Source organism: Neobacillus endophyticus (assembly GCF_013248975.1).
Taxonomy (GTDB): Bacteria; Bacillota; Bacilli; order Bacillales; family Cytobacillaceae; genus Neobacillus; species Neobacillus endophyticus.
Window position 1 is genome coordinate 4,071,657 of sequence record NZ_JABRWH010000001.1, and the last position, 24,058, is coordinate 4,095,714.

A 24,058-nucleotide genomic window follows, 5' to 3' on the forward strand; every position below is an offset into this window, starting at 1 on the left:
TGGGTTTATTTTTCTAATTCCGCAATCATCTCAAATAGAAAACGATAAATTAATTGGTAGCCTTCTCCGATTGTCATATTTTCATCAAATCCATTGAGATCATTTAGAGCAAAATTTAAGTTCCAAAGGCCATCATCATTACTGAATATTAAATCAAAATTAGCATTCTCTCCATTTAAATGGCTTTGCAAATATTCTCTAATACTTGCGGAGAACTTTTTTTGCAGCTTCAAACCTAGCATCACATCATAGGTTTTAAAAACATCATCCAGTTCAAGTGAGATGGCTTCTACTTGAACGATATCAAACCATTTGGACTCTATATATATAAACTCATTTTGGCGCTTATGTAAATAAACGAGCGGCTGGGTTAAAAAGTCAGAAGACTCGATGCGAATCATGTTCTCGGTTTCTTTATCACACCTTTCGATATAGGCATCCGAAAATCGTAAATTCGCTTCCATATCCACTAATGGAACATCCAGCAGCTCATGCTTTTGGGCATATTCTTTTTCTTCTGGGAAAAGAGCGATGTTTTCACCATTTTGTTCTGAATAATCATGTATGTATTCTAAAATGCGTTCCTTTAACATATAAAAATCCTCCTAAAACCACTTTATCCTATACTATTGTATTTTTTAAAGAAAAAAGCAAGTGAAATTTACCATCATTAAAAAACGTAATATTGTTTGAATTTTCTCTCATTTGTTTCTATCCATTTGGAATGAATATAAAAAATAAAAAGTGTTCCAGTTTGTAAATTGGAACACTTTTTTCTTCAATCCTGAGCGGATTTGCATTTTTTTAACAATGTGATTCTTTTATTTTAAAAATGTATTAGGCATGACCACTGCAATAACCTCACCACGTGCACATAGCTCATTATTGGCTAAAACCTCCGCTTCCACCCTAAACTTTTTTGGATGGATTTCATGAACCGTTCCGCTTACTTTTAAAGGTATTCCATGCGGTGTTGGTTTAAGAAAGTTGACATTCAGTGAAGCAGTCACAAATCTTGGCGGTTCTGCTCCATCCCCAGGCTCATGGCCATTTTTCCGATGTAGGGCAAGTGCTGCTGAACCTGTTCCATGGCAATCGATCAAAGAAGCGATTAATCCGCCATATACAAAACCAGGCAATGCCAAATGCTCCGGTTTAGGTTGATAAATCGTTACAGTTTGCTCACCATCCCAACCCGTTCTAAAATGGTGGCCATCTTGATTCAATCTGCCGCAGCCGTAGCACCATGCAAAATCATTCGGATAATCATCCTGAATGGCATTAACAACTTTTTCTTCCATTTTCGTTTTTCCTCCTATCCTCTCTTTTTCCTCACCTTTTATGTATAACAAGAATGATGAGTGACTAAGAACTGAAAGCGCTCGCAATCCTTTAAGTATAATCATAACATTCAAAAAATTAACTGGTCAACTTTATCTAAAGAAAACTCGTCGCCTGGCAAACACGTTAGGGTGAAGACAGAGACGTAGTTCGCCGAAAAGCACATCTTTTCGACTGCAAGGTTAATTCGCACGAAGCATTCCTTAATGCACTTATTCCTGATAGGAAAGGAATACTTTCCTATCGGCTAAAAAAGGGTGTCAGGCACCATGCCCAACACCCCATCTTGAAGTGATGATGTTTTAAACACCTTTATAAGCTTGACGGTAAATTTCGGCTAACTCTGTTACTAACGGAAGTTTTGGATTAGCTGTTGTACATTGATCCTCGAAGGCACGATCAGCCAAGTAGTCTACTTTGCTTTCGAATGCTGCTTTATCAATACGGTTGGCTTCAAGGCTCATTGGAACGTCAAGTTCTTTAGCTAATTTGATGATTGCTTGTACTAGGCTTTCAACGCCTTCTTCTGTTGTTCTTGCAGGAAGACCGAGTGTTCTAGCAATTTCAGCATAACGTTTATCTGCAATAAAGTGTTTATATTTAGGAAATGCAGTGAATTTTTCTGGTTTTGTTGCATTATAGCGAATAACATGTGGTAATAAGACAGCATTGGCACGGCCGTGAGCAATATGGAATTCTGCTCCTAATTTATGTGCAAGACTATGGTTAATACCTAGGAAAGCATTCGCAAATGCCATACCAGCAATGGTTGATGCGTTATGCATTTTTTCGCGCGCTTCTTCATCGTTGCTGTTTCTATATGATCTTGGCAGATATTCGAACACGATTTGAATGGCTCTCATTGCTAGACCATCAGTGAAATCATTAGCCATGCAAGAAACATACGCTTCAATTGCATGTGTCAAAACATCCAAACCTGTATCAGCTGCCACTGTTTTTGGAACAGACATAACAAACTGTGGATCGACAATTGCTACATCTGGTGTTAATTCGTAATCAGCAAGCGGATATTTAACATTCGCTGCTTTATCAGTGATAACAGAGAATGATGTAACTTCAGAACCAGTTCCAGATGTAGTAGGGATCGCAACGAATTGTGCTCTTTGACCTAAGTTTGGATATTTTACAATCCGTTTGCGGATATCTAGGAACTTCTGCTTCAAACCGAAGAAATCAGCTTCTGGATATTCGTAGAATAACCACATTCCTTTAGCAGCATCCATTGCAGAACCGCCACCCAAAGCAATGATAACATCTGGCTGGAATTTCTCCATCATTTCTGCACCTTTCATGACAGTTTCAATAGATGGATCTGGTTCAACCTCAGAGAAAATTTCACAGTGTACATAATCTGGACGTTTTCTTAAGTAATATAACACTTTATCAACATAACCTAATTTCACCATGAAAGGATCAGTTACGATGAAGGCTCTTGAAATTTTCGGCATTTTCGCTAAATATTGAGTTGAGTTTTTCTCAAAATAAATTTTTGAAGGTACTTTAAACCATTGCATATTCACGTTTCTTCTCGCAACCTTTTTCACGTTTATTAGATTAGCAGCTCCAACGTTTGTTGATACAGAGTTTCCGCCATAAGTACCGCATCCAAGTGTCAATGATGGAATATATGCATTATAGATATCACCGATTGCCCCTTGAGATGAAGGAGCATTCACGATAATCCGGCCTGCTTTTACGCGTAAACCAAATTCTCTTGTCACCGCATCGTCAGTTGTATGGATGACAGCTGAGTGACCTAATCCGCCAAATTCCAACATTTCTTCTGCTCTCTTGAAGCCTTCATCCACATTGGAAACTTTGTAGCAAGCCAATACAGGGCTTAATTTTTCTCTTGATAGCGGATAAGCAGGTCCTACACCTTTTAATTCGGCCACTAAAATTTTAGTCCCTTCAGGAACGGCAACCCCTGCCATTTCAGCAATTTTGAATGCAGCCATACCCACAATATTTGGATTTACAGCACAAGTATTTTCGTTAATGACTAGTTTTTCAACTTTTTGTTTTTCTTCTTCATTCAAGAAATAGCATTTATTAGTGATCATTTCTTGTTTAACATCGTTATAAATTTCTTTATCGATAATAACGGCTTGTTCTGATGCACAAATCATTCCATTATCAAATGTTTTAGATAAAATTAAATCGTTCACTGCTTGCTTAATGTTAGCAGTTTTTTCAATATAGCAAGGTACGTTACCCGCTCCAACGCCAAGTGCTGGATGTCCAGAACTATAAGCAGATTTCACCATTCCCGGTCCGCCGGTTGCAAGAATTAGCGAGATTTTTGGATGGCTCATTAATGTTTGTGTAGCTTCAACTGATGGTGTTTCAATCCATTGAATACAATTTTCAGGAGCACCAGCTATAATTGCTGCATCTCTCAATACTCTTGCTGCTTCACTGCTTGACTTTTGAGCAGATGGATGGAAAGCAAAGATGATTGGATTTCTTGTTTTCAGTGAAATTAATGATTTAAACATGGTTGTTGAAGTTGGGTTAGTTACTGGTGTTACACCGCATATAACGCCAACTGGTTCAGCAATCTCGATAATTCCTTCTTGCTCATTTTCAATGATAATGCCTGCTGTTTTGTTGTATTTAATATTGTGGTAGACGTATTCTGTAGCAAACATATTTTTGATGATTTTATCTTCATATACGCCCCTTTTTGTTTCTTCCACAGCCAGTTTAGCTAGCTGCATATGTTGGTCAAGACCAGCAAGGGCCATTTGTTTCACGATCTCATCAACAAGGTCCTGATCGAAAGTACGAAGTTGATCTAAAGCTTTTAAACCATTGTCAACCAATTTGTCAATCATTTCAGTAACATTTTGCTGTTGTTTAACTTCTTTTTCTTTAACTGCCATCGTGAATCCCTCCAAATAATTTTGTGAAACATTTCACATGTTTTTTTCAAAAAAAACCAGTTAAGAATTTATTCACATACTGGATTTCTATGAATCTTTTCAAAAGATAAATCTGTTAAAATTTTGGATGATCGTTTTACAATAATGACGTAATTCACTGTCCAAATATAGGCTGGAATTTGTTCATCATCTTTGAACATCATGGCCTCGAATTCATCGCCAACAGTTTCTTCGAAAAACTCTCGAGTGTACACATCGGCATCTGTTGAGAAGTTTCTCCATTCACAAACTAACATCTGTATCACCTCTAGTTCCTTTATGTTTCAAATGATAGCATGGAATGTTGAGCAAAAACCGCCCAATAATTGAACAAATATTGAAGAAATTGTATCCAAATTGTTAATAATGAAAACCTTTTATACCGCTATTTTTTGAAAGCGTTTTTAAGAAAACGTCATCATCCCTTTCATACCAACAGTAAACTCCCCTATTTTTATAACTAATACAGTTTTCTTTTTATAAACGAAACAGAATTGGTGTCAGGCACCAGCAGATTTCTTAATATCTGGCATACATATGAATATAAACTGGATTTTAAGGAGGACTACATGTATAAAACATCCTATCCTTATGGAAAGCCATCGTTAGTGGTACGGAATTTAATGCCTGAAAACAAGGAGACGCCGATTGAGTTTTTGGAGGATCATGTAGTTGATAATAAACTTTTCTATAGAAGGAATCACTTCTTATATCCGCAACTGACAAATGAAGGTTTTTGGCTTCCGATCAATGGGTTTATCCATTCACCTGCGTTATTTTCAATGAAAGATTTGTTGAGGCTTCCTTCAAAAACGATCAAGGTTGTCATGGAATGTGCCGGTAATAAGCGACATTTTTTCGAACCAAAGGTTTTTGGGGAACAATGGGAAAAAGGAGCGATTAGTCAGGGATACTGGAAAGGTGTACCATTGAAATCTTTACTGGAACTTGTCGGAGTGAAGAATGGTGCAAAAGAGGTCGTCTTTGAAGGTTATGATTACGGGGAAAAAACAAACTTGGATCAAGTTGTGCCTTTTTCACGCAGTTTACCATTAGAAAAAGCGATGCATCCAGATACCATAATAGCTTATGAATATAATCAGCAGCCGATAGGGTTCCAGCATGGATACCCATTACGTTTAATTGTTCCACAATGGTATGCAATGGCGTCGGTAAAGTGGCTGAAACAGATCACTGTTGTTGACAATGAATTCAACGGTCCATTTCAGACCGATGATTATGTCTACTATCCAAAAAATGATAACAATTCAGACTCCTATCCGGTCACGTTCATGAATGTCAACTCTACCATTCAAAAACCGCTTCATATGCAAATCCTGCAGACAGGAAAACACATCATCAAAGGGATTGCCTGGACAGGTAAAGGGATTATTTCAAAAGTTGAGATTAGTATCAATAACGGAGAATCTTGGCATAAAGCTATAATAGTAAACCAAGCGATGGAGCCATATGGCTGGGTTGCTTGGAGATGGGAATGGAGTGCCCTTGATAGAGGAGAATATACTATTCTCTCAAGAGCTGCTGATTCTCTTAACCGCATCCAGCCCCTTCTGCCTTTTTGGAACCGTAAAGGTTATGGATACAATGCTGTTGACAAAATCAAAGTCAAAATTGAATAGCACATTGGTGTCAGGCACCAAATTAAAAACCAAAAGGCTGAATGTAAGTGAATCTTGTTTTCATTCAGCCTTTTGGTATATTATTTATTTTTTTTCGTTAAAAGGCTTTGATAAGCGATTGAAGTTCTAATCTGTACTGTAATGGATCCTTTTCCATAAATGGTTGTTATAAGGATTGGCACTCCGGTTGTATTCTGAAACCGAAAATCGGGTCCGCCATAGGATACTGTTGCATCCCTGCCTGAAGGAACATAGCCCACTGATAGGGAATGATGATGCTTTTCAATATAGTTCACTTTAATTTGATCAACGGCATTGAACAATGTAGAAGAAGTTTGGCAAATGCCTCCGCCAACGCCATTTACAAGTTTCTTATTCACGATTTCTTTTGCCGGCTGATATCCATGTGCAGCATCACTTGGACCTATGGTTGTATTAAACGAAAATATATCTTGTGCACCTACAATAACGTTATTAATCGCTTGGGCAGAAAGCTCAATATTTTTTGAACGCCCTACAACTGAACCGCTAAAATAAGTTGTGTACGAGGCTGCCACTACCTCTTTTAGATGGGAAGCATCCTCCGGTTTATAACCGCTTTGTGAAACATAAAGCGGAAGGTCCACATCACCGCCCGTTACGGAAGCTTCCATCACTTTCTCAACTAATTCTGATTCCTGCAATATGATTTGCGGCTTCCCTTTCATAATTCGGCCATTGTTATCTATTTTATCGAGAACCATCCTTTGATCATATCCAGCAGTTGTTCCCGTTCCCCTTGCAAGTGCTTTTGCCCATTTTTCAATCTCTTTTTTATAAACCGTTTGATTCGTATCATATCCCATTTCTTTGGGTATAAATGTTTTCAAGATTGCTTTTGAATTTGGGTCTATGACATTGACGATCCTCGGCTTTTGTTCAACCGTTTTTGGTTGATTTTGCTGCGTTTTGTCAGTCTTTTTCGTTGTTTCCGCGGAATTCAGTTTTATAGAAGGCTTGTTTGCTGTTTTCTCTGAGCACCCTGCCATACCTATGAAACTACTAATGAATAAAATGAAAATCAACCTTCTCCGTTTTAACATTTTCAGCAACTTCTCCCTTTGCAAAAATATTCCTGATGTTTCCACCACTCAGCTATCCTATTCCTGTAAATCTAACAATATAACTAAAGGTATTAGCCTATTTTCAATAACTTTTTTCATTCTTAAACTTCTGCCTGAAACAACATCGCACATGTCCACATACGATAGAGCAATGAGAGGTTAAAAGGAATCTTTCAGTTTAAAAAATTATTGGAGGTGTCATTCAATGGAAAGATATACTGCATTGGATATTAAAGAAGCTGTTCAAGAGATTGAAGATTTAGGATTAGGTGAATTCTTATTCCAAGATCCTCGCGGCCAACGCTCAAGCCGCCGTCGTTCTTCTCGTCGTTCTTCTCGCGGTACAAACCGTCGCTCTTCTCGCCGTTCAAGCCGCCGTTCTTCTCGCCGCTCGAGCCGTCGATCCAACCGCTCAAGCCGCCGTTCTTCTCGTCGCTCGAGCCGTCGATCAAGCCGCTCAAGCCGCCGCTCTTCTCGGCGCTCAAGCCGCCGCTCTTCTCGCCGCTCGAGCCGTCGATCCAGCCGCTCAAGCCGCCGTTCTTCTCGCCGTTCTCAAGGTCCAGGTCCAGGTCCTTTAGGCCGTTAAAGATCAAGCATTTGGACCAGTAAAAAAGCACTCAATTGAGTGCTTTTTTAGTCTGACATTCTGAGAACCTATTTCTTTATGATTTTTTCTTCTTGGTACAAAATCCTCCCTTATCCCAAAAATCTTTTTCTGAACAGCCTATACAGGTAAATCCTGCTGAAATACAACGATCTAACCCCAATGACTCACATGCATTAAATGCAGTAGGGCCTTTGCATCCCAGTTTAAATAGGCAATATCCTTTTAATGCCTTTTCATCATCGTATGATTCCGCGAAAAGTTTTTGGTCAAAATAATTTTTCCTATGGCAGGTAAGATGAACAGTCGTCTGATAGAACAATTTGGGGCGGAGCTTTTTATCGAGCACTGGCAGCACTCCATGAAAATGGATATGCAGCAAGGTCCCAATCATTACTTCCGGTATGGGAGGACAGCCAGGTACGAGAGCAACTGGTATATTTTCTGGAATAATGGATCTGATATCAACGGAATTCGTTGGATTTAAACCAGCTGCAGTGATGCCTCCCCAGGCTGAACAACTGCCGAAAGCAATAACGGCCTTGGCATGTTTTGCTGCAGCAATGATTTCCTCTCTTACAGATTTTCCTGCAATCATAAGGAATTCATCACTTCCCGGTATCCCGCCTTCAACAGCCAGTACATATTCTCCTTTATATTTTTCAAAAATAGCCTCTTTATGTTCTTCCGCCTGAAGGCCGCTCGCAGCTGAAAGAAGTTCACTGTATTCCAAGGAAATAAAATTAAGCATGGTATCCAGTGCAGTCGGTTCAAAAGAACGAGTAAAGGCCTCCTTGCAGCCAGTACAGTCCAAAGCACTGATCCAAATAACAGGAAGGCGGTTATCCGTATTTAGCAGCATTTCTTCCGTAACGTTAACAGCCTCTAACCAATTGTAAGTTGACATATACCATTACTCCTTTTAGGTGGAATGCATTGTAAAATGTTTAAAACCATTTATTATTCGAATTCACCTGAAGTATATTTCCTTAGGTTTTGCCTGTCTATTAAAATGTGAATAAATTCACAAATAATTCTTTGAATCTTTATTCAACTTGTCAATAAAGTTTATATACAAAAACAGCCATCCCGATTGAAATGGCTGTCAACGGTGTCAGGCACCAATGGTTAGCGGCGTTTTTTCTTTGCATTTTTTGTCATTCTTCCTAAGACGAAAGCACTCGCTGCAACGCCAATGATGGTGTTGGTTTTTTTATTGAATACTTGTTTTGCCACAAGATTTAAATTTTGAGGTCTTTCTGCAAGTCGGCGCATGAAATATCCGTACCAATCATTTCCGAACGGAACATAGGTACAGAAATTGTAGCCTGCGCTCGCTAATTTTAATTGAAGATCTTTACGGAAACCGTATAGCATTTGAAACTCAAATTTATCTAGTGGAATATCGTTCTTTTTCACGAATTCCTTCACATGATTGATGATGTGATGGTCATGTGTCGCAATGGAAGTAAACTTTCCATTCAACAAATGCCACTCCATAAGTTTAATAAAGTTCGCATCGATCTCTTGTTTATCTTGGTATGCAATTTCCGCAGGCTCTTTATATGCACCCTTAACGATTCGAAGACGGAAATTTTTATATTTTTCCAAGTATTCTTGTGCATCATGGAAATAAGCTTGAATCACGGTTCCTACATTGTCATATTCCAATGATAATTCGTCCAAGAGTTCGAAGGTTTGAGGTAAATGCCCGTGATCTTCCATATCAAAATTGACAAAAATGTCGTAACGGCTGGCTTTGTCAACAATTTCCCGTAAATTGTTGCGGCAAAAAGTATAATCGATATCAAGTCCTAATTGCGTCGGTTTTAATGAAATATGGGCGTCCACATTGTTTTCATGGATGGCTTCGATTACGTTTAAAATGTTTTCTTTTGCTGCGATGGCTTCTTCTTCTTTAAATACAAATTCGCCGAGATTATCTACCGTACAAGAAATTCCATGAGCATTCAGCTCTTTCATACTCTTGATCGCCTCATCGATATTTGTGCCAGCAACAACACTCTGCGCGCCTAATTTTAAACCATATTTTTTTGCTGCACTATTTAAAAACTGATTTTGCGATAAACCCATAAAAAAGTCTTTCAACATAGCAGATACTCCTTATTGATGTATTTATAAAATTATTATAGCATACGCTTTCATAAAACTTTAATTTGTGAATTTTCTCAAAATGAGCACCTGGCACCAGATGATTTTTATAAATAAAAAACTGCCCAAAAATGGATATGGGCAGCCTTTTTATGGTTTTTACTAGCGATCTCTGTTACGATTTCGCAGGAATGTTGGTATATCCAAGAAACTTTCAGAATCGGATGACTGTTGTACATGGCTTTGTGACATATTGTCTGATTCCTCGATTTTCTTCCGGTCATAATTTCCGGTATCTTCATTTTTAGAATATAATGTGGCAGCCGGTTTTATTATTGGCTCCTGCATGCGATTTGATACGGATGGCACCTGGTCGGTAAAACCAGTGGCGATGACTGTAATCATGATTTCATCTTTTAAGCTTTCATTAATAATGGATCCAAAAATCATGTTAAGATCGCGATCTGCGGCAGAAGCCACAATATCTGCCGCTTCTTGTACTTCATATAGACTTAAATTAACACCACCGGTAATGTTCATTAAAACACCTTGAGCCCCGTCGATGGAAGTCTCGAGCAGCGGACTGGAAATGGCTTTTTTCGCTGCTTCTACTGCCCTATTTTCTCCCTTAGCAATTCCTATTCCCATTAAAGCTGTTCCTTGATTGGACATAATCGTCTTAACATCCGCAAAGTCTAGGTTGATTAACCCCGGAACAGCAATTAAGTCTGATATTCCTTTAACTCCTTGACGAAGTACATTATCCGCTTCCCGGAAGGCTTCGACCATTGGGGTCCTCTTGTCCACAATCTGAAGAAGACGATCATTTGGTACAATAATCAATGTATCTACTGCTTCTTTCATTAATTTAATCCCGTTCGCCGCATTAACCGCTCGTTTATGGCCTTCAAATTTAAAAGGACGTGTCACAACGCCAATTGTTAAGGCGCCTAATTCATGAGCAATTTGCGCGATGGCTGGTGCTGCACCGGTACCAGTTCCGCCCCCCATTCCAGCGGTTACGAATACCATATCAGCGCCTTTTAAAACATCTTCAAGCTGCTGTCTGCTTTCTTCTACTGCTTTCCTGCCCACCTCTGGATTAGCTCCTGCTCCAAGTCCTCGAGTTAAAGAGGCGCCAATCTGCATCTTAATCTCTGCTTTAGAAAGTTTTAATGCTTGTGCGTCTGTATTTACTGCAATAAATTCTACTCCTTGAACCCCATCCTCAATCATACGGTTTACTGCATTATTGCCGCCGCCGCCAACACCAATTACCTTTATTCTCGCTACTTGATCTATATCCATGTCAAAATCCCACATTAAAGGTTCCCTCCTGCATTTCCTTCATAACTTAATATTCAAAAATTAATCACGGCCATTTATGCCCGCATAAAAGCTGTAATTTTTATTTATAACTAATATTTTACCAAGATAGAGAAATTTTTTATATAGTGGAAATGGTTTATTTAGCTAAATTTCGACTTATTTATTTATTTTTTTTGAAAGAAATATTCAAATTGATGAAAATTGACGATTTTTGTTTCAAAGATTTCTGGCCACTGGGTTACGGGGGTATGGAACTGTTGGCACCTATGATAAACTGGTGAATATAAACAGTTCCTTGGAGGAGTTTTAAAATGGAAAATAAAATCATTTATTGGAGTGTTGTAAATTTTAATATATGGATATTTTACATGGCGGCAACTAATGAAGGCCTATGTTTCGTTGGTTCCCTGAATGGTGAATTTACTGAACTGGCTGAGTGGGCTCAGAAAAAACTTGTACAATGTAAACTGCTACAGAATGACACTTTATTGCAGCCATATAAAGAGCAATTTATAGAATATTTCAGCGGAAAAAGAAAATCATTTACTTTTCCAATCGAATTTCATGGCACACCTTTTCAACAGTCTGTTTGGCTTGAGCTTACCAAGATTCCATATGGTAGTACGTATTCCTATTCGGATATTGCCAATTTTCTGCAAAAACCTAATTCCGTTCGTGCTGTTGCCTCGGCAATTGGCGCAAATCCCGTTCTTATTACCATTCCATGTCATCGTGTGATAGGGAAAAATGGCAAACTAACAGGCTTTCGCGGCGGATTGGAAATGAAAGAGGAGCTTTTGAAGCTGGAAAATATCCATTTATCCTCCACTATTTCTTGCTAAACGAGTTTGTCTAAAAATGTTCATTAAAAGCGAGGTTTATTCATTTGAATACGCAGCACTTTTATAAAAATCCTAAAACGCTTTTAAATAAAGGAACAGGCTATTTAACCGGCTACAGCCATACATTGAATCCTTATACGGGCTGCTCATTTGGCTGTTCATATTGTTATGTACGCCGTATGCCTGTTTCTATTTTCCGACAGGAAGAATGGGGAACTTGGGTTGATGTCAAACGAGGAGCTGCTGACTTGCTGCGTAAAGAATTGAAAAAGGCAAAGAAAAATGGAAAAGTCACCATCTTTATGTCATCAAGCACGGATCCGTATCAGCCAGTGGAATATAAGGAAAAAGTAACCAGATCCATATTAGAGGTTTTAGCTGAGGAACAGCCAGACTTTTTGCTAGTCCAAACAAGAAGTCCTCTTGTTACTAGGGATATCGACCTGCTGCAAAAATTGGGTGAACGCGTTCGTGTTAGTATAACAGTGGAAACTGATGATGAACAGATTCGAAAACACTTCTCCCCTTCCGCACCACCCATCCCCGCCAGACTAAAAGCACTGAAATTATTGGCAGAATCCGGTGTCCCTGCCCAGGCAGCGATTGCACCAGTGCTACCCAGCAGTGAACAATTCCCTGAAAAACTAAAAAACCTCGTCAAACGAATCTGTATAGACGACTACTTCATGGGAGATGGCAGCGGCGGCAAACGCACAAAAAGCCTCGGAATCGCAGAAAAATACGAACAACTAGGTTTGGAAGAATGGTACACTCCCACAGCTTACCTCACCGTCTACAACAGATTTAAAAAAATCTTCTCGGATGACCAAATTTATCTTAGCCAAAAAGGTTTTGGGGTGTCAGGCACCATGTGAATTTTTCACATGGTGCCTGACACCCTTATTCTATACTTTTATTGGATTGGAGTCGGCAATTGATTCTAGTGGGTTGTGATTTGGCTGTTCGAAGCTTGTGATTTTGTTATATTCTCCTGGTTGTAAGATACTTTTATCCCCTTTCATGAGGAGTGTATAGGCGATGATAGAAATGAATAAACCGAATGTCCAGGCGTTGTCCCATAGAAAGTGAAGTCCAGGGATGAACAAGCCCAGCACGGGAATAACGACACCTATAATAAGTGCGTATACGCCATTTTTGTTGAAACCGCTCAAATAGCTGTAACGTCCATTGACATCATAAAGCTCATTTAAGGCTAGCTGTCTTCTGCGAACAAGCCAGTAATCCGCAATGGCAATTCCATCAATTGGTCCAAGCAAGGCGCCATATGTGCCTAACCAGCCAAAAATATAATTTCCGAAATTACCCATGATGTACCAAGGTTGAATTAAGATTGCAAATAATCCAGTAATAATGGCTCCAATACCAAAGGTAATACGTTTTGGGTATAAGTTTTCGATGGCCCTTGCTGGAGCAACAACGTTAGCCCCAACGTTAATCGTCAAAGATGAAATAACGATTACCACAGTTCCTAAAAAGATCACAAACGGAGGGAATTTCGCCAACAGCTGTACAGGATCCCAAATTGCCTGGCCAAAAATAACGATCGTCGCAGATGTCACTGCAATTCCGATAAAGGAAAATATACTCATTGTAAGTGGAAGGGAAAAGCTTTGTGCAACCATTTGTGATTTCTGACTTTTTGCATATCGGCAAAAGTCAGGAATATTTAATGCTAATGTCGCCCAGAAGGCAATGACACCAGTAAGAGCGGGGAAGAACACTTTGAAAAACTCGCCGGCACTTTTGAATTTTGATGGAGTCGATAAAATCGGCCCCCATCCGCCCGCATGAGTAAATGCCCAAATAAGGAGAATAATAGCAGAGATGCCCACTACAGGAGTCGCTATCAAACCTAATGTTTTCATTGCTTGAGGACCTTTGTATGCAACAGCTACATTAAGAATCCAAAAAAGTGCAAAAACAATAGCTGTATGTCCAGTTAAATTCCTCCAGGCAGAGAACGAAGCAGATAACAGGGTATCGATCGCACCGGTCCCAATCCAGGTGTTGATTCCAAACCAGCCGGCAGCTACAATGGCCCTTGCAAGCGCAGGAATATGTGCCCCTTTAGACCCAAACCACAGCCTGGCAAAAACAGGATAAGGAATGCCAAATTTTGTTCCAGCATGGGAATTTAATAAGATCGGAATTAAGACAATAACGTTTCCCAGAAAAATCGTTAAAATAGCTTGCCACCAGTTCATCCCTAATGAAATCATTCCGCTAGCCATCGAATACGCGGGGATACATAAACACATACCAATCCACAATGTTGCAAAGTTCAAACCTTTCCAGGTATGCTCTCTCAAAGTGGTTGGCCGCAGATCTTCATTCCATAACTCACTGCTGCTTAAGCTGGTTGCTGTTTCTTGTGATAGGATTACAATGCCATTTTGCTCAATTTGCGTCTTCACCTTCATTCCCCCTTGTCATTTTTAAACCCGCTGCACCATTCCAAGGTGCTTGGATACTAAAATCGAGAATCAAATGGTCGGAATAATTTACGGAATATTACAAAAATTAATAAGCTTTTTACACCGTTTTCCTTCACATCACCTCCCTTATTTTTATGATTAAATTTCAGTCTCTATTTTTGGTGATACACCCCCTATCTTCCTATCTTATATTATAAGGAAACCATATAGGCTGTCATTGGACAAAAAGTAAAATCATTTAGGCACTTCGTTATATGTTATGTATGGTCTAGTAGCTGTAAATAAATTTTATAACATGTAAATTTTGGGTGAATTATAGGATAGAATTTTTAAAATGAGATGCAGGTGATAAATTTGGATGATTCGAAAAGATATTTGAACTGCTCGGGCAGAAATCTGTGGTCGGGCTTTCTTTTCGGTTTAGGGCTAATTGCATTTATTGACGAAACGGTATTCCATCAGCTGCTTCATTGGCATCATTTTTATGATAAGTCCACAACTAATATCGGCATGATTTCTGATGGTCTTTTTCATGCATTTAGTTGGCTTTCTACGGTGGGCTCTCTTTTTTTTGTTGCTGACCTTCGCCGCAAAAAATCCTGGCTGCCTCTGAGATAATTGGGCGGTACATTACTCGGAGCGGGAATTTTTCAATTATATGATGGTACGATTCAGCACAAATTAATGCGGCTGCATCAAATTCGTTACCAAGTCACCATTCTCCCATATGATATCGTATGGAATGTAACTTCAATACTCATAATTGCAACAGGGATTTTGATTTTAATAAGGACCAGAAATCAGGTAAAGCAGTCCAGACAATCTCATGGGTATCCTCATGAATAAAATAGACTATTTATTCTTTGGGATCTCCTTTCAGCAATGGATATTATTCGGCTTCTTTGTCTTTATACTCCTTCTCTATCTTATTGGATCTATAATTTTAATGGTTCAAAGTAAAACGCTATATGGGACAGACCTTTATATGAACATGATGCATCATCCATTTTTGGAATTATTACGGTGTTTTGCAAACACAGGCTGAAAGTGGAGCCATGCTCATGTATTATGGCGGTGATGCCATCGATGTGATTATCATTTTTATTTTCTGCAGGTAATGGTATAAGAGTGCTAGGCCTTATTTCCTTGAAATGGATACCTTAAAAAGAGTGGTTAAAAATAGAAATCTTTAAGATTTTTCTATATAATTTCCTATGTTAAATGAACTATCTTATCAAGGAGGATCATCACATGAGTGCGAACCCGATCAATTTTAAAAGAACAGCTTTAGTCATTATTGATCTGCAGAAAGGGATTGTTGGTGTACCTGGGGGACAAGAAGTGGTCGATAAAACGATCAAGCTAGTGAACTTATTTCGGCAGGAAGACGGCTTTATTGCATTTGTAAAAGTTAGCTTCCAGGATGGAAAAGATGCTTTGAAACCTTTACTAGATCAGCCTGTTCCTACTGTCCAACGTTCGGAGGGCTGGGATGAACTTGCTCCTGAGCTTGCTGTAAGCAGCCAAGATTATATTGTCACCAAGCGCCAATGGGGTGCCTTTTTCGGTACCGATTTGGATCTGCAGCTGCGCCGCAGAGGTATAGATACGATTGTACTTTGCGGAATCGCAACAAACATTGGAGTCGAGAGTACTGCAAGGGAAGCATTTCAACTAGGATATAATCAAATTTTTATCACGGATGCGATGACAACTTTCTCGCAAGAAGAACATGAGGCAACTTGTAAATATATATTCCCAAGAATCGGTAAATCCAGAACCGTTCAGCAGTTTCTGGATGAAGTGAATAATTAATCAAATAAACCCCTTTAATCGCGCTTTAAATGAAGCAATTAAAGGGGTTTTTACATTTTTAATGAGCATGTGAATTGTGATGACCGCCAAAGTTGTTCCTACTATTTAATGCTATGCTTTTAGTAACTATTTACTTAGACGACAGCCGGATTAAGAAGTACATCTACTAAACGATCCATACCTAGTTTAAGCTTTTCAGGAGCAGAGTGACTGAAGTTTAAGCGGAATGTATTATGCTTAGGCTGGTTGACATAGAAAGGCGCCCCTGGAACAAAAGCAACCCCTTTTTCTACTGCTTTGTGAAGTAATGCCGTCGTATTTAGAGTTTCATTCCCTTCGATCCACATAAACATTCCGCCCTTCGGCTCTTTCCATGTAAACAATCCAGGCTCTAGTTTATTCAAGTAATCTCTCATGATCGTCATTCGCAAATAATATTCCTTACTGATGCGCTCAATATGACCATTTAGATCAAAATCTCGCAGCAAATAGTACAATGCCTGCTGATCGATGCTGCTTGAATGCAAATCGTTCATTTGCTTGGCTTTTGTCATCATTTGAACCACTTCCTGTGGTCCGGTCACCCAGCCTGTTCTTAGGGCAGGAACGACAGATTTTGAAAATGTACTGGTATAAACGACATGTGTTTGCTCTTCATCTAAAACGGCCAATGGCTGATATTGTTCATCCGGATGAAATTGGATATCACCATATGGATCATCTTCAAGTATAAGAACATTATATTCATAACATAGATTGATCAAGCACTGTCTTCTCTCTTGATTCCATGTCTTCCCATCCGGATTTGAAAAAGTAGGAATAACATAGATAAATTTAGGATTCAATGTATCGATTTTTTGTCTTAAATCCTCTGGATCCATCCCATGATCATCACTTTTAACAGCCGTTACTTGTGCCCCGTATGAACGGAATACTTGCAAGGCTGAGAGGTACGTAGGATCTTCCGTCAAAACTACATCCCCTGGAGCAATCATGACTCTTGAAAACAAGTCAATTACTTGCTGGGAACCCGTAGTGATTAAGATATTTTCTGGATGGGAGCTAATTCCCTTTAGTTCCATTCTCGACTGAATGGCTTCACGAAGCGGTAAGAATCCTTCTGTTAAACCATATTGCAAAGATGAATTTCCCGATGCAAATACTTTATCATAAGCAATTTTGACATCTTCTATAGGGAAAATATCTTCAGCAGGCAATCCACCTGCAAATGAAATGACGTGACCCTGCTGGGTTACTTTTAAAATATCTCTTACAGCAGAAGATTCATAATTTTTTGTGTGAGGTGCAAATGAGTAATTCACTAAAGTCGCTTCCTTTTTTATAAGTTTAATTGAGTTTTAATCCTATTCCCTAAATTTCTTGTGGAATAGCAGAATGTATAACAAATATAGTAAATGATGTATTCTGGATAATCAAGAGTTTTATCTTAATATTTAGAAAAATTAGAATGCAAAAAAGAATCACTTGCCTTAATAGTAGATTCGCTGTGAAACTAGAACGCTTATATTTTTGCAAAATAGGATTAATTTTAAGAAACTCCGCATATTAAGAGTATTTTATCTACTGCCTCAATCGGAGAAAAGGCAATTAGAAGGCGCGACTAAAAGCGTTAAATGACAGCTAAATGCTAAAAAAGAGACAGGGATTTCTCCCTGCCTTTTAAATCATGCTTAATTAATCATGAAAATTAGTGCCATCTGTTGAGGCTTTGACAATCTCGGCGCGAATGACGAAGTCGCCGAAGTGTTCGCCTTCAAGACGTTCTTTTGCATATCGAGAAAGCAGGACACGCAGTTCGCTCAAAATTTCTTCTTCACCGATATTTTCACGATACATTTTATTTAAACGGCTGCCGTCAAAGGCTGCACCAAGATACATATTGTATTTTCCTACAGCTTTACCCATAAATGCGATTTCAGCCAATGCCGGACGTGCACAGCCATTTGGACAACCGGTCATACGAATAGTGATTTCTTGATCGCGTAAGCCGTTTTCGTCGATAATCTCTTCTATTTTACTAAGTAAACCCGGAAGATATCGTTCTGATTCTGCAAATGCTAAACCACAAGTTGGCAGAGCTACGCAGGCCATGGAATTACGGCGTAACGCGGAATGGTGCTCGCCGTCTGTTAAACCGTACTGCTCCATCATCTCAACAATTTGTTTCTTCTTCTGGCTTGATACATTCGAAATAACCAAGTTTTGGTTTGGAGTCAGACGGAAGTCACCTGTATGAATTTTCGCGATTTCCCGTAAGCCAGTTTTCAGCTTGTAATCATCGAAGTCTCCTACACGGCCATTTTCTACAAATAGTGTAAAATGCCATTTTCCGCCTACGCCCTTCACCCAGCCATAACGGTCACCGTTATGTTCAAAATGATAGGATTTTGCTTCCTCAAGTTTCCAGCCCAAACGATTTTCCAACTCTTCCTTGACATTTTCTAATCCAAGTCGGTCAACCGTGTACTTGAAACGGGCATTTTTTCGAATAGAACGGTTACCGTAATCACGCTGTATCGTAATGGTTTTTTCTGCAACCTCGACAATTTTATCAGGAGTACAGAAGCCGATCACTTTGGCAATCTGAGGATAAGTCAGCTTATCACCGTGTGTCATACCCATACCGCCGCCAATAGCGATGTTAAAACCAATGAGCTTGCCATCTTCTACAATGGCAATCAGACCCAAGTCCTGTGAAAAAACATCGATGTCATTTGATGGAGGTACGGCAATACCGATTTTAAATTTCCGAGGCAAATAAGTTCGTCCGTACAATGGTTCTTCTTCATCAATTTCAGGTGTTCCAGCCACTTTTTCTTCATCCAGCCAGATTTCATGATAAGCTTTAGTACGCGGCAATAGGTATTCACTTAAATAGCTCGCCCATTCGTACACTTCGGCATGGACTTCCGATTGATATGGATTAGGGTTACACATGACGTTCCTGTTAACATCTCCGCATGCAGCAAGAGTAGTCAAAAGGCTTTGGTGGACTTCTTGAATGGTATCCTTCATATTCCATTTTAAAATACCGTGAAATTGAAACGACTGACGGGTTGTCAATTTGATTCTGCCATTTGCATTTCGATCGGAAAGGTCGTCCAGCACAAGCCATTGCTCCGGTGTCACCACACCGCCCGGTGCACGAACACGAAGCATGAACTGATAAGCTGGCTCTAGTTTTTGCTTTGCCCGTTCGTTTCTTAAATCGCGGTCATCCTGCATATAACTACCATGATGTTTCATGAGACGGTTGTCGTCTTCAGGAATTCCGGCTGTAAGGCGATCTAAAAAAACTTCCTTCAGCGTACCGCGCAAGTTGTTGCTTTCGATTTTTATCCGCTCTACATCACTAGGCGGTCCGTCCGGTGCGGTTAAAATTTGCTTTACCATTATGAAAAAAACTCCTCTCCATTCAAAACTCAGTAGACATCTCGCTGGTAACGTTTTTGCTGCTGTAAGCCGGCTAAGTATTCAGCCGCTTTTTCACGGCTTAAGCCGCTCTCTTTTTCGATAATATCAAGTAATGTGTTATGAACATCATGTGCCATGTGTTTTTCATCGCCGCAAATATACAAGTATGCACCTTCTTCAAGCCATGCAAATATTTCTTTGCTATGTTCAAGTAAACGGTGCTGTACATACACTTTTTCAGCTTGATCGCGGGAAAAAGCCACTTCCATTTTTGTTAGAACACCCGTTTCTATCCATTTAAGCCATTCGGTTTGGTATAGGAAGTCTGTGCGGAAATGCTGATCACCGAAGAACATCCATGATTTGCCGCTAGCCCCTGTTTCTTCCCGCTCCTGCATGAAAGAACGGAAAGGAGCTGTTCCTGTACCTGGTCCAATCATAATAATTGGTGCTTCCGGATTTGCCGGCAATTTAAAGTTGTCATTTTGCTGAACGAAAACCTGAACAGTATCTCCAGCCTCGAGACGCTCAGCCGCATAGATCGAGCAGACGCCTTTACGTTCACGGTCGTGTGCTTCATAGCGGACAGCTCCGATTGTTAAATGCACTTCGTCGGGATTTGCTGCTAAGCTGCTGGCAATAGAATATAGGCGATGTGGTATTTTTCGTAAAATCGAAACAAATTCTTGTGCTGTTGCACCCCATGGACCAAAATCACGAACGATATCCAGTAAATCACGGCCGTTCACATACTCCTTCAGTTTCTCTGGAGAAGCTATAAGCTCATTTAATTCTGGATTTCCTGATAACTGTGCTACCTTCTCAAGCAGCGGTTTACTTAACACGGTAATTTCAAAATAAGAAATTAATGCTTCACGTAAACTTTGAAGTTCTCCCTGCTTATTTACAGTTACCGGCTCTTCAGGGTTCCGCTTCAATACAGCTAAAAGCTCATCAACAAGTGCAGGGTCATTTTTCGGGTAAATACCTAGGCTGTCCCCTGGTTCATAAGTCAACCCGGATCCCTCCAATGATATTTCCAAATGGCGCGTTTCTTTATTGGAGCCGCGGCCGTTTAAATTGATATTTGCCAATACTTCTGCTTTAAATGGGTTTGTTCGGGAAAATACCGACTCGCCAGTTTGAGGTGCTGCATCAGAAATCGATGCAGGAGTACTATCAATTTGTGATTCTGATAAACTTCCAAGAACACCTTCTAACCATTCAGCTGCAGGTTCGTCATAATCAACATCACAGTCAAATCTTGGGTAAAGACGTGTACCGCCCAGTTCCTCAAGACGCGTATCAAACTGTTTGCCTGTTTGACAGAAAAATTCATAAGAAGTATCGCCGAGTGCTAATACTGAAAATTGTAATCCTTCAAGTTTCGGCGCCCGTTTACTATGGAGAAACTCATGTAATGATAGCGCGTTGTCTGGCGGATCTCCTTCTCCTTGTGTACTAACAATAACAAGAAGATTTTGAACTTTCTTTAGATTATTTGGCTTAAAATCACTCATCGCGGAAACCGTTACTTGAAAACCTTTATTTTCAAGTGTCTTACCTACTTTGCCGGCAAGTCCCTTGGCATTCCCTGTCTGAGACCCGAAAAGAATTGTTACTTCTTTTGATTGGGCCTTCCCTGTATTTTGAACAGGGGCAGCAGAACCGAGTACTTGATTAGGCTGTAATGCTGCCAAATAGCCGCTAAGCCAAAACTTTTGTGATTCTGTTAATGTCGGCAGAAGTCTGTTAAGCAATTCTGCCTGCTCCTGATTAAACGGACTGTTTAATACCTGAAGTTGCACCAAAATCTATCCACCTCACAAAGGAATGTATGTCAATTACCATTTTTTTCTTTTTAAAAATGCTACTTAACACCTTTCATTCAAAAAATTGATTAATATTATAATAGTTTTACTATTCCTATAAGTCAAGTTGGAATTAAAAATTTCTCATATTAAAAAATAATCTGTAAATTTTTTTCCCATAAGTCTTAATGTAATCTGAGGCAAAAAAAAATGTCAAGGAATTTTAGCTTCCCTGACATAATAATTAATCCAGTCCTATTTGCTTGGATGAATACCCTCTAACATGTTTCAGCTCTTTTTTATGATTTCGATACGTAATAATAAGGGTTAAAAGTGAAAAGAGCGCGACGATAAAATAGGAAGACCGAAATGCGTAAAGCATAAAATTCTGCTGTGCCTGTCCATATACATGTAAGAAAAATTGAAAGATTAAACCGCCTAGTGTAATCCCTAAACTCATACCTAGCGTTCTCGACATATTCAGGATTCCCCCGGCAACACCTAGCACTTTTTTAGGTGCATTTCCCATTACACTGGAATTATTCGGAGGTGTAAACATCCCGATCCCTGCCCCAACAAGAAATAGTCCCGTACACGTTAAAATATAGGTGCCGGTTAAATTAATCATCGATAACATCAATCCACCAATAGTTGACAATGATAGACCAATCATGGCTGGTACTGCTGTCCCCCGCTGGTCTGCCATGATACCCGAAATGGGAGTGGACATGGTCATTCCAATCGGAACTGCCGTGATGAGCAAACTGGCTTGTAAAATTGGCAAATGCTTGACTTCATCGAGATAGTAAGGTGTTAACAACAGGACTGCATACATGACAATGAAAGACATCATGCCGGTGATATTCCCCATCGTAAAATGTACATTCTTAAATAGAGAGAAATCTACCAATGGCTGTGCATGCTTCCTTTCATATATGATAAACAAGAGAAAAGTAATGACCGCAATCATGTAACAAAAACCCATCCATTGTGAGCCGTAACCTTGCTTCATTCCCATATTCAGAATATATATTATTGAAATAATGCAAGGAATAAATAATAAGGCGCCAATAAAATCAAATTTCTCATGTTTTTTAACGACAGATGATTCATCAGGTAAAAAGAGAATGCCTAAAAAAGTACCGATGAAGCCGATAGGCAGGTTGATAAAAAATAGCCATTTCCAGCCGATGAAAGACAGTAATGCCCCTCCTGCAACTGGTCCCACACTTAAACCAATTCCTTGCGCGCTGGCTTGGAACCCTATTGCTTTTCCCAGATCTTCCTTAGGTGTAGCTGCTGTGATAATCGCCACACTGTTTGCCTGAAGCATAGCTGCGCCAAACCCTTGAAGGACACGGCATCCTAATAAAATGGAAAGGCTTGGAGCCAGTCCGCAGAATAATGAACTAAAAGAAAAAATTACAAAGCCAATCGTATACAGCCATTTTCGGCCCAACATGTCGGCCAGTCTGCCAAAAATCAAAATAAGTGAGGCAAGTGAAATTAAATAGGATAAACTTACCCATTCCACTTCATTCATGGATGTCGAAAATTGCTTCTCTAAATTTGGCAGGGCGACATTGATAATGCTGGCATCAAGTGCTGCCATAAAAGCACCAATACATACAGTCGCAACAGCATACCAATGTTTTCCCTGCTTTTTCTTGATGTTATTCACTGGATTGCCCATAATAGAAAGCTTCTTCCTCCCTATTTTTATAGCAAAATAACGATACTAATATGATTATACCATACCAGCTGAAAGACGGTGCTGACTATAAATAATCGATTAATTGCAGGAATTCAACATCAGGAAAGTATTTTAGTAGATGCAGTCTGTGATTTGTGGAACAAAATTTGAAATTGAAGGATGAATACAAGAAGATACCCAATTCGGTTTATTCACTTTTTAGTTGCAATTTATAGTTAAACAACTCATCACCTTGCAATTGCGGCATGTGCAATGGTCCACCATTCAAATAATCATATATGGTTTTAAGGGCAAGAACAGTTGGCGGTGCCAGTAAGATTTTCTCTTCTTGAAAGGCTGCTAAGGCCTCAACAGGAGAAAGCCAGCAGGCTTCCCCGACTTCATTTTCATCAGGAGCCGGAGTTTGTCCCGTTGGCAAATGTGCCAGAAAGAAACGTGTATCAAATCGAATCTTACTCACTTCAGGCGTAATCAAATGTCCGAACGGAGTTAAGCTTCTCATATGAAACTTTAATCCTTCTTGTTTTATCATTTGTAAAAAAGTAAGCTCACCATTTACCATTAGGCGGCGGTATTCTAAAACGGCGGTATCCTTTAAAACAGCCGGTTTTCCGTCCTTCGTTTGGCAAAGAAGCACACCGACTTCCTCAAAAAGCTCTCGAGCTGCTGCTATATAATGCGCAGAAGGGATAGATTCACCTTCCTGAACCGTTTTCAAAATCTCTGGTCCCTCCCAATAGTCGCTCTCTTCCACTGCCCCACCGGGAAATACATAATAACCGCCAAAAAACTTCATCGTGTTGGGTCGTTTAGTCATATAAACCCTTGAACATTCATCCATTAATACAACGGTCGAGGCCGGCCTCGGCTTCACAATCATCTTAGTCCCACCTTTAACATTATTCTTTTCA

General features: G+C 39.6%; 19 protein-coding genes and 2 pseudogenes. 7 read left to right on the top strand and 14 right to left on the bottom strand.

All coding sequences use genetic code 11. The features are described from left to right. Nucleotides 1-5 precede the first annotated feature (5 nt). The 4 genes from HPT25_RS20025 to HPT25_RS20040 form a co-directional block, all read right to left on the bottom strand. The gene (locus HPT25_RS20025; protein ID WP_173068279.1) at nt 6-593 is read right to left on the bottom strand and encodes a branched-chain amino acid aminotransferase; all 588 of its coding nucleotides are present in this window, start codon (nt 591-593) and stop codon (nt 6-8) included. Nucleotides 594-821: 228 nt separating this feature from the next. Continuing rightward, entirely contained in the window at nt 822-1,301 is a 480-nt protein-coding gene (locus tag HPT25_RS20030; RefSeq protein ID WP_173068282.1) for a PaaI family thioesterase, read from the bottom strand. 342 nt (nt 1,302-1,643) lie between these two features. Continuing rightward, nucleotides 1,644-4,247 (bottom strand): bifunctional acetaldehyde-CoA/alcohol dehydrogenase, encoded by a 2,604-nt coding sequence (gene adhE, locus HPT25_RS20035; RefSeq protein ID WP_173068286.1) that lies wholly within the window; start codon nt 4,245-4,247, stop codon nt 1,644-1,646. Between the two features lie 68 nt (nt 4,248-4,315). Continuing rightward, entirely contained in the window at nt 4,316-4,543 is a 228-nt protein-coding gene (locus HPT25_RS20040; protein ID WP_173068289.1) for a hypothetical protein, read from the bottom strand. Between the two features lie 312 nt (nt 4,544-4,855). Between HPT25_RS20040 and HPT25_RS20045 the strand changes: the two genes are divergently transcribed. Then, a complete protein-coding gene (locus HPT25_RS20045) occupies nt 4,856-5,926 on the top strand; it encodes a sulfite oxidase (protein WP_173068292.1) in 1,071 nt (356 codons plus the stop codon). Nucleotides 5,927-6,006: 80 nt separating this feature from the next. On the opposite strand, the gene HPT25_RS20050 is transcribed toward HPT25_RS20045, so the two are convergent. Beyond that, nucleotides 6,007-6,954 carry a VanW family protein gene (locus HPT25_RS20050; protein ID WP_246277241.1) on the bottom strand — a complete coding sequence of 316 codons (948 nt, stop codon included), beginning with the start codon at nt 6,952-6,954 and terminating at the stop codon, nt 6,007-6,009. A gap of 280 nt (nt 6,955-7,234) precedes the next feature. Between HPT25_RS20050 and HPT25_RS29395 the strand changes: the two genes are divergently transcribed. After that, on the top strand, nt 7,235-7,615 hold the full coding sequence (locus HPT25_RS29395) for a CotG/ExsB N-terminal domain-containing protein (RefSeq protein ID WP_376767950.1): 381 nt from the start codon (nt 7,235-7,237) through the stop codon (nt 7,613-7,615). A 76-nt stretch (nt 7,616-7,691) separates the two neighbouring features. Here HPT25_RS29395 and HPT25_RS20060 read toward each other — a convergent pair whose 3' ends face one another. The 3 genes from HPT25_RS20060 to ftsZ form a co-directional block, all read right to left on the bottom strand. Then, entirely contained in the window at nt 7,692-8,540 is an 849-nt protein-coding gene (locus HPT25_RS20060; RefSeq protein ID WP_173068301.1) for a hydrogenase small subunit, read from the bottom strand. A 221-nt stretch (nt 8,541-8,761) separates the two neighbouring features. Further along, a complete protein-coding gene (locus HPT25_RS20065) occupies nt 8,762-9,745 on the bottom strand; it encodes a proline dehydrogenase family protein (RefSeq protein ID WP_173068304.1) in 984 nt (327 codons plus the stop codon). Nucleotides 9,746-9,907: 162 nt separating this feature from the next. Next, nucleotides 9,908-11,068: a cell division protein FtsZ gene (ftsZ, locus tag HPT25_RS20070; RefSeq protein ID WP_173068308.1), complete on the bottom strand. Its 1,161-nt coding sequence runs from the start codon at nt 11,066-11,068 to the stop codon at nt 9,908-9,910. Between the two features lie 317 nt (nt 11,069-11,385). Here ftsZ and HPT25_RS20075 point away from each other — a divergent pair, with 317 nt between their 5' ends. Beyond that, complete coding sequence (locus HPT25_RS20075) at nt 11,386-11,916, top strand: methylated-DNA--[protein]-cysteine S-methyltransferase (RefSeq protein WP_173068311.1); 531 nt, start codon at nt 11,386-11,388, stop codon at nt 11,914-11,916. A 44-nt stretch (nt 11,917-11,960) separates the two neighbouring features. Continuing rightward, the gene (locus HPT25_RS20080; RefSeq protein WP_173068314.1) at nt 11,961-12,791 is read left to right on the top strand and encodes an SPL family radical SAM protein; all 831 of its coding nucleotides are present in this window, start codon (nt 11,961-11,963) and stop codon (nt 12,789-12,791) included. A gap of 30 nt (nt 12,792-12,821) precedes the next feature. On the opposite strand, the gene HPT25_RS20085 is transcribed toward HPT25_RS20080, so the two are convergent. After that, nucleotides 12,822-14,351: an NCS1 family nucleobase:cation symporter-1 gene (locus tag HPT25_RS20085; RefSeq protein WP_173068317.1), complete on the bottom strand. Its 1,530-nt coding sequence runs from the start codon at nt 14,349-14,351 to the stop codon at nt 12,822-12,824. A 366-nt stretch (nt 14,352-14,717) separates the two neighbouring features. Here HPT25_RS20085 and HPT25_RS20090 point away from each other — a divergent pair. The 3 genes and pseudogenes from HPT25_RS20090 (at nt 14,718) to HPT25_RS20095 (ending at nt 16,187) form a co-directional block, all read left to right on the top strand. Then, a pseudogene (locus tag HPT25_RS20090) lies at nt 14,718-15,218 on the top strand (DUF2243 domain-containing protein). 176 nt (nt 15,219-15,394) lie between these two features. Next, nucleotides 15,395-15,490, top strand: a pseudogene (locus HPT25_RS28785) (cytochrome c oxidase assembly protein); the annotation flags it as partial. 133 nt (nt 15,491-15,623) lie between these two features. Continuing rightward, nucleotides 15,624-16,187, top strand: a complete 564-nt coding sequence (locus tag HPT25_RS20095; RefSeq protein ID WP_173068320.1) for an isochorismatase family protein — start codon at nt 15,624-15,626, stop codon at nt 16,185-16,187. A gap of 134 nt (nt 16,188-16,321) precedes the next feature. Here HPT25_RS20095 and HPT25_RS20100 read toward each other — a convergent pair whose 3' ends face one another. The 5 genes from HPT25_RS20100 to HPT25_RS20120 form a co-directional block, all read right to left on the bottom strand. After that, nucleotides 16,322-17,509 (bottom strand): aminotransferase-like domain-containing protein, encoded by a 1,188-nt coding sequence (locus HPT25_RS20100; RefSeq protein WP_173068323.1) that lies wholly within the window; start codon nt 17,507-17,509, stop codon nt 16,322-16,324. A gap of 373 nt (nt 17,510-17,882) precedes the next feature. Then, the gene (cysI, locus tag HPT25_RS20105) at nt 17,883-19,601 is read right to left on the bottom strand and encodes an assimilatory sulfite reductase (NADPH) hemoprotein subunit (RefSeq protein ID WP_173068326.1); all 1,719 of its coding nucleotides are present in this window, start codon (nt 19,599-19,601) and stop codon (nt 17,883-17,885) included. 29 nt (nt 19,602-19,630) lie between these two features. Further along, nucleotides 19,631-21,430 (bottom strand): assimilatory sulfite reductase (NADPH) flavoprotein subunit, encoded by a 1,800-nt coding sequence (locus HPT25_RS20110; RefSeq protein WP_173071311.1) that lies wholly within the window; start codon nt 21,428-21,430, stop codon nt 19,631-19,633. 247 nt (nt 21,431-21,677) lie between these two features. Further along, a complete protein-coding gene (locus tag HPT25_RS20115) occupies nt 21,678-23,126 on the bottom strand; it encodes an MFS transporter (protein WP_173068329.1) in 1,449 nt (482 codons plus the stop codon). A gap of 208 nt (nt 23,127-23,334) precedes the next feature. Continuing rightward, the gene (locus HPT25_RS20120; protein ID WP_173068332.1) at nt 23,335-24,027 is read right to left on the bottom strand and encodes an NUDIX hydrolase; all 693 of its coding nucleotides are present in this window, start codon (nt 24,025-24,027) and stop codon (nt 23,335-23,337) included. Nucleotides 24,028-24,058 lie beyond the last annotated feature (31 nt).

Bases quoted from the DNA above. Each gene is read 5' to 3' on its own strand.
- HPT25_RS20025 (WP_173068279.1), bottom strand. From the start codon at position 593: ATGTTAAAGGAACGCATTTTAGAATACATACATGATTATTCAGAACAA.
- HPT25_RS20075 (WP_173068311.1), top strand. From the start codon at position 11,386: ATGGAAAATAAAATCATTTATTGGAGTGTTGTAAATTTTAATATATGG.
- HPT25_RS20040 (WP_173068289.1), bottom strand. From the start codon at position 4,543: ATGTTAGTTTGTGAATGGAGAAACTTCTCAACAGATGCCGATGTGTAC.
- HPT25_RS20050 (WP_246277241.1), bottom strand. From the start codon at position 6,954: ATGGCAGGGTGCTCAGAGAAAACAGCAAACAAGCCTTCTATAAAACTG.
- HPT25_RS20115 (WP_173068329.1), bottom strand. From the start codon at position 23,126: ATGGGCAATCCAGTGAATAACATCAAGAAAAAGCAGGGAAAACATTGG.
- cysI (WP_173068326.1), bottom strand. From the start codon at position 19,601: ATGGTAAAGCAAATTTTAACCGCACCGGACGGACCGCCTAGTGATGTA.
- HPT25_RS20030 (WP_173068282.1), bottom strand. From the start codon at position 1,301: ATGGAAGAAAAAGTTGTTAATGCCATTCAGGATGATTATCCGAATGAT.
- HPT25_RS20065 (WP_173068304.1), bottom strand. From the start codon at position 9,745: ATGTTGAAAGACTTTTTTATGGGTTTATCGCAAAATCAGTTTTTAAAT.
- HPT25_RS20120 (WP_173068332.1), bottom strand. From the start codon at position 24,027: ATGATTGTGAAGCCGAGGCCGGCCTCGACCGTTGTATTAATGGATGAA.
- HPT25_RS29395 (WP_376767950.1), top strand. From the start codon at position 7,235: ATGGAAAGATATACTGCATTGGATATTAAAGAAGCTGTTCAAGAGATT.
- adhE (WP_173068286.1), bottom strand. From the start codon at position 4,247: ATGGCAGTTAAAGAAAAAGAAGTTAAACAACAGCAAAATGTTACTGAA.
- HPT25_RS20045 (WP_173068292.1), top strand. From the start codon at position 4,856: ATGTATAAAACATCCTATCCTTATGGAAAGCCATCGTTAGTGGTACGG.
- HPT25_RS20095 (WP_173068320.1), top strand. From the start codon at position 15,624: ATGAGTGCGAACCCGATCAATTTTAAAAGAACAGCTTTAGTCATTATT.
- HPT25_RS20060 (WP_173068301.1), bottom strand. From the start codon at position 8,540: ATGTCAACTTACAATTGGTTAGAGGCTGTTAACGTTACGGAAGAAATG.
- ftsZ (WP_173068308.1), bottom strand. From the start codon at position 11,068: ATGTGGGATTTTGACATGGATATAGATCAAGTAGCGAGAATAAAGGTA.